At 62.7% G+C, this 11026-nt stretch carries 10 protein-coding genes; 2 read left to right on the top strand and 8 right to left on the bottom strand.

The genetic code is table 11. The features are described 5' to 3' along the window. Positions 1 to 19: 19 nt before the first annotated feature. The 3 genes from AX744_RS07585 to AX744_RS07575 form a co-directional block, all read right to left on the bottom strand. The gene (locus tag AX744_RS07585) at positions 20 to 1393 is read right to left on the bottom strand and encodes an AAA family ATPase (RefSeq protein ID WP_197429180.1); all 1374 of its coding nucleotides are present in this window, start codon (positions 1391 to 1393) and stop codon (positions 20 to 22) included. Between the two features lie 188 nt (positions 1394 to 1581). Next, positions 1582 to 2016 carry an ASCH domain-containing protein gene (locus tag AX744_RS07580; protein WP_061016134.1) on the bottom strand — a complete coding sequence of 145 codons (435 nt, stop codon included), beginning with the start codon at positions 2014 to 2016 and terminating at the stop codon, positions 1582 to 1584. Next, positions 2016 to 4037: a hypothetical protein gene (locus tag AX744_RS07575; RefSeq protein ID WP_157543546.1), complete on the bottom strand. Its 2022-nt coding sequence runs from the start codon at positions 4035 to 4037 to the stop codon at positions 2016 to 2018. The genes AX744_RS07580 and AX744_RS07575 overlap by 1 nt, the downstream gene beginning before the upstream one ends. Before the next feature lie 299 nt (positions 4038 to 4336). On the opposite strand from AX744_RS07575, the gene AX744_RS07565 reads away from it, so the two are divergent. Then, positions 4337 to 4849: an HAD domain-containing protein gene (locus AX744_RS07565; protein ID WP_157543545.1), complete on the top strand. Its 513-nt coding sequence runs from the start codon at positions 4337 to 4339 to the stop codon at positions 4847 to 4849. A 24-nt stretch (positions 4850 to 4873) separates the two neighbouring features. On the opposite strand, the gene AX744_RS07560 is transcribed toward AX744_RS07565, so the two are convergent. After that, positions 4874 to 5251, bottom strand: a complete 378-nt coding sequence (locus AX744_RS07560; RefSeq protein WP_061016126.1) for a hypothetical protein — start codon at positions 5249 to 5251, stop codon at positions 4874 to 4876. An 86-nt stretch (positions 5252 to 5337) separates the two neighbouring features. Next, positions 5338 to 5718 carry a hypothetical protein gene (locus AX744_RS07555; protein ID WP_231728759.1) on the bottom strand — a complete coding sequence of 127 codons (381 nt, stop codon included), beginning with the start codon at positions 5716 to 5718 and terminating at the stop codon, positions 5338 to 5340. Positions 5719 to 5979: 261 nt separating this feature from the next. On the opposite strand from AX744_RS07555, the gene AX744_RS07550 reads away from it, so the two are divergent. Next, on the top strand, positions 5980 to 6264 hold the full coding sequence (locus AX744_RS07550; protein ID WP_061016123.1) for a helix-turn-helix transcriptional regulator: 285 nt from the start codon (positions 5980 to 5982) through the stop codon (positions 6262 to 6264). A 33-nt stretch (positions 6265 to 6297) separates the two neighbouring features. Here the strand turns inward: AX744_RS07550 and AX744_RS07545 are convergent, their stop codons facing one another. The 3 genes from AX744_RS07545 to AX744_RS07535 all read right to left on the bottom strand — a co-directional run. After that, on the bottom strand, positions 6298 to 6933 hold the full coding sequence (locus tag AX744_RS07545) for a hypothetical protein (RefSeq protein ID WP_061016121.1): 636 nt from the start codon (positions 6931 to 6933) through the stop codon (positions 6298 to 6300). 1294 nt (positions 6934 to 8227) lie between these two features. Continuing rightward, the gene (locus tag AX744_RS07540; RefSeq protein WP_061016118.1) at positions 8228 to 9217 is read right to left on the bottom strand and encodes a TniB family NTP-binding protein; all 990 of its coding nucleotides are present in this window, start codon (positions 9215 to 9217) and stop codon (positions 8228 to 8230) included. Next, positions 9210 to 11026 (bottom strand): Mu transposase C-terminal domain-containing protein (locus AX744_RS07535; RefSeq protein ID WP_061016116.1); only part of this gene is annotated, 1817 nt, incomplete at its 5' end. The genes AX744_RS07540 and AX744_RS07535, both read right to left, overlap by 8 nt.

Raw genomic sequence — 11026 nt, 5'->3', positions numbered from 1 at the left:
CTCCTCGAAGCCGGCGGATTCAGACCGCTCCTACACTCTCATTCGCGATGAGCCCGAATGCTCCGAGAGATGAGCGAAGTGGCTCGTAGTGGTTGCGAGCGGCATTGCTGACGACCCTTGTTCCTTCATCGCCGTCGCCCTTCTCGAGCACTCTGATGCGCTCGCCATGATTTTTGTCGATTAAGAACGGTGAGTGGGTGACGAACACTACCTGGACGGGTGCTCGCTCCGGATCCTGAGGGTCTGCGAAGTCATCGAAGATCTTCAGGAGATCCTGCTGACCGAGCATCGAGAGGTACGCGTCGGGCTCGTCCATCAAAAGAACCTCGGAGTCTGACGCCGCCCGGTGGGACATGTACTGCACGAAGTACGAGAGGAAGTAGCTCATGCCGCCGCTTCGCTCGCTGAAGGCGTAGTCGCTTCCTGTTCGATCTCGGATCGTGAACAGAATGTCGCGGTCTCCTCGCGTGAGAGCGAGCTTGAAATCGCGGTCCTGCGACCACCACCTGGGGAAGTTGAGCGCGGCATCCAGCTTGGCGTTCAGCTTGTCCATGATCGCGTTCGCATAGCCCTCAGAGTCGTGGATGGCCTCCCGCAACGACTTGAACGCGGATCGATCGATGCCGCCCACGGCGATAAGGAGCTTCTCCGCAAGCGCATACTGCTCGCGAATCAGCTTGGCATCTGCCTCAGGGAGCCGCTGCAGGTGAGGGTGCTGTTCAAGAAGGGCTCGGGCCTGGTCAGTCAACGATTCCTGCCCCTTCTTGAATAGCGATGAGCCATGAATCATGCCTTCTGCCCATTGAAGAAGTTTGATTCGCGGCGCCAGTCCCGGGACTTTGCCGTCCGCGAGGAAGTCGATCGGCACGGAATCTGGGAGCGGAACGTGCGCATCGATCTCAAAGAAGGTGGGAATCTGAAACTTCTCGAGCTGGCTCTTCGTGACGCTCTTCTCTGCCATGGAGCCGTCGGTACGTCGGGCATAGACCAATATCCGCCCGTCCATGCGGAACAGCCAGAAGGAACTGACAGCAGTTTCACCGTCGAGGCCAAGCGTTTTTCGCACAAGTGCAGCATCCGAGGGGTTCAAGGCTTCCAGCTCTCCACCAAACTCCGGCAACGCCATTTCCTTGTCAACGGCGAAGAAGTCGGAGTACCGGCAAAAGTCCTTCGGCACGATGTCTTCACCAGTGAGGAGGCGCTTGATCGCGCCCAGCAGCTGGGTCTTACCCGCCTCGTTTGCCCCTACAACGGTAGTGATCCCCTTCTCCAAAGGAATCCGGACGAAGGGATAGAACAGCTGGTCCGGGCCGATCGTGTCCCATGGGTCCGGAGCCGCGCCCGGATCACTCTTACGGAGGTAGTCGTAGTTGAACGATCGATAGAACCGCACGTACAGAGTCTTGACCCGCATCGAGTCGTCCCCTCGCAACAGGCCAGACCGCGTTGTCTGGCGTGCTTGACTCTATCGGAGGCCCCGGACGTGCTCGCTTCTTGCCTCGGCAACTGTGGTGGGGAATCGAGGTTCAAATCGCAGTCCCGCACACCGAAGCTGGCAGCAGCGGGACTCATGGTGCTGCGCTAGCGAGTGACGGCCAGGCCACGGCTGGTGATCAGTTCGACTTGCAGCGAATCGAGGTAGCGGAAGCTCTGCGGCGGTCCAAATCCGAGAAGGTCACGGAGGGAAGCGAGGGAGACTGGTCGCTCCCACGCTCTCGGGTGCTCAACTTCCAGAAGGGTGGAGGCGTCAGCGCCTTCAAGGTATTCACCGAGCGCGTCTTCCGGAATATCGATTGCGGCCGAGTGCAATTCCCAAACCCGGTCCGGCGGCAGTTTGCTTGCCTGCTTCAAACGCACGGTGCCCACGATCGCTCGCTCCGGAGAGCTCGAGTACAGCAGGATGGTGGTGCCCGCGGGGAGGTCGGGGAACTTTCGTCTGACTTCGATGGTTTTGCGTCCTTCGAGGATGGCTCTGGCGTACCGCGGCTTTATCGATAGGAACAGGGCTCGGGTCATCATCCTTCCCACCCAGCTTGGGTTCGGACGACGTCGTCGAAGAGTCCGGGGGTTCCCGTGCGTGTGGTGATGAGTGAGGTGGTGACACCATGCTTGCGTAGCAGCGCATCGAACGATTTCCGCCCCAGCGGGGCATCAAGCACGTGTGTGTCCTCGAATCTCAGCACCAGCACCTTCCCGTCGTTTGCGTGCCCTTGGATCTCCCCGCCCCGCAGGACCCCCAGGGTTCGGTACAGGTCGATCGCGTCCTGCACATGCATCACTTTGGCGTCAACCACACGAGAGTGTGCGACGACAGCGCGAATTGCACGATATTCAGGGGCAGTCGGGTCCTTGGTGACGTACCACAGCACCCGGGTTGGGATCTCCCAGTGTTTCATCTTCGGCGCCGCGAAATAAACGAACTCGCGAGCGAGCCCCAGGGCGGGTCGATCGCGGACCTCGATAAGAGTGTCGTTGAAGCCGAGGAGCTCCCGGGCGTAGCGCGGCTGGATTGGCACGACCCTCACGGGAACGTCCGTCCCAAGCAGGAGTTGCGGCCAGTGCCGTCGCTCATACTCGGCGACTTCCGCCGGGGTGGTGAGAGAGGCGACCTGTGACGGATCCGGATGGCGTGCGAGCCGGACGGTAGGTTGCCCGGATTGAAAGCCGTCAGTAACAAGTGCGGCTCGCAACACCGGGTTCAAGTTCTTTTCCACGATCGCCACGACGTCCGCGGCTCGTTCCAACGCCAGGGCGCGGAGGTACCTAGTCAGTTGGAAGGTGATAGTCCCACCGAGTGAGCCTCTCGCGACGCGCATCACCGAAACGCGGAGCGTGTCGTCGGACGATTCCGTTCCGAGAAGAGCCCACCGCCGCCCTCGATCATCGAGGAGAATCTCAAGGCGCGCCGTGGCCGGTCTCGCAAGCACCGCGCGAAGCTGCTTTCGGAAGGCTGTCCCCTTCTCTCCGTTGCGGATGTCGACGAACTCGTCCTCTAGGTCCGCGGCGATTTGGTCTACGCGCTGCCAGCGCAGGCCGGCCGATTCCAACTGTCCGGAGCGGAATTCAGTCGGTGCAGACGGGGGAATAAACGCACGAAGCAAATCCACAGGACGGAGCACGTCGATGGCGTACTGTTCGCGCGCCCACTCTGCCGTGGCTGCGAGAAAGGTCTCGTCCCGTGTGACGAAGTAATCTGCACCAGCAAGCACTGCGTCCGCGAGGTGTTTGGCGTCATTTCGGAGGCTAGAGTCTCGCTGTATCGCCGCGGACGGCATCCGCGCGATGAACTCGGCTGCGAGCGTCCTCATTGTCTCGCGTCGTCGCAGCGCGACCAGTCCCTGGAGACTGCGTTGCACACGTTGCCGTTCGACAGGCGGTTCCAGATGATTGATTTCTACGGACACTTCTGGTGACACCGCAAGCTCAACCACATCCACTAGCCAATCCGCGGCCAGCCCCTTTGACTCCTCCCGATCCGGGCGCTCCATCTGGTTCGAGGCGTACAGGTCGATCACGACGTTCGAATCGAGCACGGCGATGGGGCGCGAGGAGTCGTAGAGGGCACTCTCGAGCAGGTCGAGTTGCCCGATCTTGCGTGTCCAGATCGTGAGCGTCGATCCTTTGGCTGCCCTGCCCGGGCGTTCAGCAGTCGGAACCATGTCCAGCGATCGCCAGAAGCCGTCCATGTCGTAGTCCGATCGGCAGTGCGCGGTGATCACTGCACGATCTAGATTCGCGGCGATCGCTGCGTCGACCATTGCCTTGGCGAGACCGGTCCCACGTGCGAGTGCATCCACACAGACATGTACAAGTTTCAGTGTCTGCTGGCGCGGCGTGCTGTAGAGGAGATAGCCCTGAACAACATCGTCGACCGTGCCAAGAATGAGCCGTCGCCGCGCTCCCGCCTCCTCAAACGCGGCGAAAGGAAGATGCCCGAGCGTCGTGCGGTTCTTGCGGTGCAGCTCGATGACGCGAGCGTACTCTTGGCCCGCCTGGCCGCGTGTTGCGTCCCATGGATAGATCCTCACCCGCGACATAGCGCTAAGCGTAGGGGTAGGACCGACGCCGGAGGACAACACCCCAAACCGCGTGAAGACGGAATCGTGCGCCCATTGCCGCTGCCAATGCCGTGCAACCGCGCGTGGCGGCTATCGCCTCCTCGCCTCCTCGCCTCCTCGGCGACCGTCATACTCCATGACGAGGAGCGACTCGCACCTGAGCCACGATGGTCTTAGGCTCGCGCTATGGCCATCTCGGAGCCCCCCATTTGTCGCGTCGACACGGCCGAACACCTGGCCCGTCCGACACCCGCAAACATACGCAGAGATGTCTGATCGTGGATAGGCGCTCCCATCAGCGCACTGCACTGCTTGCGCTCGATGTCGATGGCACAATCTCCCGGATCTACCGCGAGGAAGAGCGCGCGCTGCATCAGAACGATGAAGGCTGGCGCTCCTGGATGACGGTCGACGATGACCTGGTGGACGCACTTGACGACCTCGCCCAGCGACCCGGCGTGCAGGTCGCCTGGCTGACGACGTGGCCGCGTGATCAGGTCGGCTGGTTGATCCGCGAGCCGTTGCGAGGCAAGCTCATCGGCCCTTACGTGCCTTGGCAGAACTGGCCCAAGCGTGGATGGCGGACGGCGAGCCTGATCTCGCACATCCGGCAGACCAGCCCGAACGCGGTCGTGTGGGCAGACGATCGAGCTCCCGAGGACGCTGAGCAACGGCTAACCACAATGACGGAGGTCCCATCGCTGGTCGTCCGCCCCGACAAATTCGAGGGCGTCACCCTTGCCGACGTCAGGCGAATTGATCAGTTCCTAGCCGAGCAACTCCTACTCTGAACGCCCGCCGGGCACGGCGGGCGTTCATTCGGCGGCTTCCTCGGTCTTGGCACGAGCGTGAGATCCGCAGAGTGCCCACACCCACATTCGGATCGTGTAGGTTCTCGCCGGTGCCCCGCACTCTTCGCACGTCGTCGTGCTCTCCCACTCAGCGGCAAGGATCGCTTCGCTGAACTCTTCGTTGTAGTCGTAGACGTCTTCGGATGCCCGAGCGTAAAAGCTGAGAGAGCCAAACTTTGATTTGATCTGCTGAACAACGTAGCCCGGAGCGATCGCCGCGAGCTTTCTGTCAAGCCGGTCGAGAAGCGGGTGCCAACCGGAGCTCACATCGATGAGCTCAGGCCAGCCAGGTTCGATGCGAGCAATGATCCGCCGAAGCTCGGGCGGAGTGTCCTGAGTCATATCGTCCCCTTCCTGATCGACGTTCTTGCTCTAGACGATGCGAGCGGGCTAGTGGTGGCTCACGGGTACCTCGGCTCGATGGGAGCCTACGCACCTTCGTTCGACTGCTTCGAAGCGTTGCGGGCAGTCAGGGATGCTCGGGACTGTTGCCGAAGTCGAGAATGCTCCCGGAACGCGCGACCCACGCGCAGACTGCGCATCACGCCGCTGTCGAAGCTGATCATTCCACGGCGACGCCATTCGATCGCCGCATGTCCACGAAACCCGGTCACGGCTCGACGACGCTCCATGAAGTCCAGCCGTTCCGGGATCGGTCCGGGGAGCCCCGCGGTGTCGGGCAGTAGATGGGTGAACAGTTCCGCATAGGTCGGGCCAGCACCGGTACGACGACGTGTCTGCGCGATGAAGATTGCCGCGGCCAAGGCCCACTGCTCCGCGCTGTCCTCAGCCGTCAGTTCTTCGAACACGTACACCCACTCAGCAGGTGGTGGAGACACGATCCCCTGCCACCAGATTGGATTTGAGGAGCCCATACGACACTCACCTATCTCCGCGATCGCATGCACGAGCCGATCCCGCGACGCGACCGCCGATCATCGGGAAGGGCAGCACACGTGCAGAGAACAGCGGAGCGATCCGACGAAGAACATGATTGTTTCGTATGGCCTCCGAAATTATGCCATACGGAATAGGCCATACGGAGGGGATGAACTCACAACGCTGGAAGGGTGGCCCGACGCAATGACGACATCGATGCTGCGTGGGCCGAGTACGCGCAGCGAGTAGCGACGTCGCTTCGCCGCATTCGAGAACAAGCAGGCTTGAGTCAAGAAGACGTCGCCTACCGCGCCGGCATGACCCGGTATACCTATCAGAAGTACGAGAAGGGCGAGTCGCGCCCGGGTACGCCTGCGAACCCGACCCTTCGCGCGATGCTGGCCCTCGCGCAGGTGCTCGACGTCCCTCTTGACGCTCTTGTCCCCGAACCGACGCCGGACCTCCGCAACCGCTAACCGGCGCCTCGATCGAGAATGCTTTGAGCATGCTCATGTCGGCACGGCGCGGGGGCGAAGCCGCTTCGCGACGACTCGTGAACGGGGTGGCGCTTTGGCCAGTAGCGGGTCGATGTCGGCGCTCACCCTCACTTCGCTCACGTGACGAAGCAGGACGCCGTCGTGACGGTGCGCGGCTTCCAGGAGGGCTTTTCCAAATGGCGCCTTGCGGTGACGTGCGCCGGGCGTGGACGGCATCGATCGGACACCGGCCAGCGCCTCCCTGTGACCGGTGATGACCCGTGACGCGCACGACTCGAGCGCTGTCGTGCGCTCGCCCGCCCCTGAGCCTGCACCAACTGCGAGGCCGATGAGTCCTTCAACCTGCATCTCCCATGGGACGCGATGGGTGATCAGGGAGCTGCTCACGACACTGTCGGTCAACGTGAAAACCAGTTCGACCGCCGCCGGATAGATGAAGCGGAGGCCCGGAACAGGGTCAGCCAGGGTCCTCTGGTGGCTTGTGCGAATGAGTTCGCAGGCCAGCGCGAACTCTCCCGTATGAAGCGTGACGCCGCGGCGCCACAGAACCCCGGAAAGCAGACGCTCGGCACGACGGTAAGGCAAGGAGGGACGCACGTGCGTGTCTTCCTTTTCCCCGTGCCACCAATTGTGGCGGACGCAGAACATCCCACCTCGGCTTATCACTTCGGTAGGGATTCCCTCACTGCACACGAAACACGCCCGCCGGGGATAGTCGGAAACGTCGCATCGACGGCACCGTGTCGGCCGCCATGCCGCGTGATGGCACGGCCAAACCAGGCGGAACCGGTCACGTTCCCGGTCGAAGTGGCCGACAGTCAGCCCACCAAGATTTTCGACCGCGCTCACATATCGCGGATCAGTCGGCGGCAACGACTCGACGCGGTATGCACGGGTGATGTGCCGAAGCAGCCACTGCAGCGGGATTAGGTTGCAGGATGCGAGGCGGCCGAGGTACCCGGCTGGCGTTTCGCCCGCTAAGGGCGGCAGTGCGCACGGCAGCGTTTTCATGCGACCGCTGACCATGAGTCTTGGTGGCGCAATAGCCGCGCCCGAACGGTGGGCATACGCGGCACGAGCGCCGCCCCGAAGACGCTCAACGGGAGCTCACTCGGCACGCGGCTCAGAGCGCTATCGATCCTCAACTCACGATCCCGGAACGCAAGAGGAGTACCCGCATTCGGAGATGTGCGGGCATTCGCTGGCTGGAGGACTCGCCGAACGAGGCTGTCTACGAGGAGCGCCTGGGCCTGACGTCCTAGTGTGGGCAGCGCGAACGTTTGTAGCGACTGTGGATCGGTGAGAGCGACTGCCAGCGACACCACCACGGGAAAATCACGGATCTCCATGGGACGATCAGCGTCGGCGTCGGCGTCGGCGTCGGCGTCGGCGGCCGAGCATCCGACTTCTCGCCAGAGGGCGAGCAGATCGTGGGCGGCGACGACCGCGGCCGAGCGGTAGCCGATGCCTCGCAGGCGCAGGGTGCCGTTCAACTGCCGTTGTGCGCAGCGAAGACCAGGTATGCCCGATACGTCGATGTCGACTCCTGCGTGATGCCAGCGGCGGTGGCGGATACAAACCGGCCCCGCTGGGCGGGCGACCAACACGATTTCCCCACTGGTACACCTGCGGCATAGGGACTCCGGAGGGGGAAGCATCCGGCAGTGCGGACATCGCACACGCTGTGTCCGCTCGACATGACCGCAAACCGTCGCCCTGCGTTCGTTCCCGAACAGCCCCCTCGGAATGCCACCGAGGTCCTCGACGAGACGAGAGGCCTGTCGTGGAGTTATCCCTGGCGGCAGCGTCGGGTCCGCTCGCCGAAGGGAGCGCCAAAGAACGTGCGGGGGAATCGCGTTCGCGGAGCACAGTCGTGACCAGTAACTATCGACCGTCTCACGTCGCACAGGCGCCACACGGACAGGTAAGGCTCGGGCCTCGTTCACTTCGCCTTCATCCGGGCGCCCTGGCGTCGCTCGACAGCCCGGGCATAGCGGGCGAGGTCCAGCCGCTCCGATCCATCCTCGATCGCATGGAGCGCATCGAGTTGCAGCATGTCCCCCAACAGCCCGATCTCACCGTTGGTGAGTTGGTGCAATTCTTGCGCCGCGGCAAGGATGTCGCCCGGTCGCTGGTCAAGAAGGCATAGCGAGTTCTCAATCGCGAGGAGCAGGTCGCCCCAATCCGATCGTTGCTCCACCGAATTCAGCGAGAATGGGCGAGCGCTGTGCAGTTCGAATCTCTTACGGATTTGTCCTTCCCGCGACCCCGACAGTAGTCCGGTGTCTTCGACATCGACACCCGCGTAAACGAACGTTCCCCCGCACCGTTCCGACAACTGCTTCAGCATGTCGGACGCTTCGATGTTCTGCCGATACCGCAGATCCAAGTGATGGATATCATCCACGAGGATCAGCTCGGTGGAACAGCGGCGCACCGCATTGGCGATCATGTCCAGGAGGTGGCCGTACGTGGCCCGCCCCGGTATCGGAAGCCCGAAGAACCGCGCGAATTCCTCCATGAGTCCCTTCGCGGAGCACTGCGACGGAACCATCACGTACATCACCGGAATCTTCCCCGGTGCCGCCGACGCGTGCCCCGTCTCCCGGCGGCGTCTCTCGTGCGCGATGCCCACCTCCACGAGGGTTGTCGTCTTGCCGTTGCCGGTATCGCCGGACAGGAGGACGCCGAGCTTGCCGACCTGACGGAACTGATTCAGCATCACCCTGTCCCGCACCGCACGCTCGAACAGTCGGTACAGCGGCGTCTTCACGAATGCACCCGCTTGCGCGAATCGGGCCCGACCCTCGTTGTAAAAAGCCCGGTCTCCGAAACTCATACTGCGGAGTTCTTCCCCTGAGATCATCACCGGGCGCTCGAGGATCATGTCGATGCGTTCCCGCCAGCCCTCTTTCGTCGTCAGCTCATACATCGTCAGCCCGCTTCCGCGTCGCGTCGAGATCAGTCGTGTATGAGAACCCGCCCCGATTCGGCCACTCCGGCTCTCCAGTCACACCGTCATCTCGGTGTTCACGTCGGTCCTCGACGCTCGCAGCACCGACCTCGGTGCCAACCGCGACCCCAGCTGAGAGATGCATCGGGTCATCGGCGGCCACCGCGACTCGCGCACGGCGACGCGCGGTCTTCGTGTTCCCTTTCGCGATGAACGCACGCATCGCTGCCGCGAGTTCGTCCCGCTCCCGGTCGACGGACGCGTCGCGGCACCGGTACTCCATCCGCGCTTGCCGCCACACGTCCCCCAGCATCGGCACCTCGTGCAGGTCGTTCGCCCACCGCAACGCGATGAACTCCCCATCGACCTCCAACCACACCACGTGCACGTTGTAGGGGTCGAATCGGATCGGCCATTTCCCTTGCTTTTGTTTCAACGGCGACAACCGCCGCCGGAACGCGTGCAACCCCTGTGAGTCGTACACCCGCCTCTGGAACGAAACTCCATACCGGTTCACACCCCGATACACGACGGGCAACAAAGCGATGAAGTCCTCGCGCGTCAACGGAACATGAAGCTCCGGCCCGACCTCGTGAAACGCGCGACACATCTCGTTCGGCGATAGAGAGATCGAGGGGTGCAACGGATCCCGCAGACTGCTGTGACTGTGGTTCTGCCACTCCACCGCAATCCAATCCTCCAAAAGCTCCTGCATCTGCGTGATCGTGAGCACCTCCTCAGAGTCGGCCTCCACATCCCGACCCCGATGCTCCACACTGCGCCCCACATACCCTTTCGCATACTGCAGGAACAACGAATGGATCGACTTGAACGTGCGCTCCACATGCGGCTTGTCCGTTGGCGTGTGAGGTGCGGACGTGATCAACGAGATCTGCAATGCCTCACAAGCGGCGCGGAAATGCTTCGACAGGTACGTCTTCCCCCGATCAGTGGTGATCGTCTCCGGGAAGATGAACGGCTGCGCCATCCGCAACCGGTCAAACCGCTCCTGGGAAATCAGAGCGTCCTCCGCCCAGGCCGACGACACCAATGCCCTGGTCTCGCGTGCCCCCTCCAACCTGCGTCCATACGGCACGAGCGCCCGGGCAAGGACCACCAGCAAATCGATACTCTTCGTGCCCTCTGGGCGCAGTACCGCGCCCAAGATTGACCTCGTCGCCACATCCAACAGAATCGTCAACTCGGGACGGGCCACCGTCTTCTCATCGACACGGACCATCACATCCATCCGGGTCGTGTCCATCTGCACGTGCTCTCCCGGACGGATCACCGACCGCGACCCGAACGCCCGATCCGGTTGCAATGCCAACGACTCCCGTGTCTTCGCCGACCCGAACGAGAATCGCCCTCGGTCCTCCGCTCCCAATAACCGGTACAACGTCGCCGCGCTCGGGAACACCACATCATCCCCGAACCGTTCCCGCACCCGGCGCTTCAGCTTGTCGATGATCACCGTCCTGTTCGTCGTCGACGACGTCGACCGCTCCGCCAACACTTCATTCAGAACCTCGACCAGCCGCGGATCAATCGAGCTTCGACGCGGTGCGCGCCGATCAGACGCACGATTGTCCGCGACGCCGGTCTTACCCATCTCCTGAAACGCCCGAAGCTTCCGCTCCAACGTCCGACCCGACACCGGCTTCCCTAACGAAACCGATAGAGCCGCCGCTTGTTCGACGATCGTGGCCTTTCGTTTGCCCGGGCCGGCCGCCAACACCGCTTCCACGGCGACCAGCCACGCCCCCACCACCGGCCCCTCGTCGAGGT

It is taken from the genome of Microbacterium sp. CCH5-D1 (assembly GCF_001557335.1).
Classification (GTDB): Bacteria; Actinomycetota; Actinomycetes; order Actinomycetales; family Microbacteriaceae; genus Microbacterium; species Microbacterium oxydans.
This window is presented reverse-complemented; position numbering and strand designations above follow the sequence as displayed.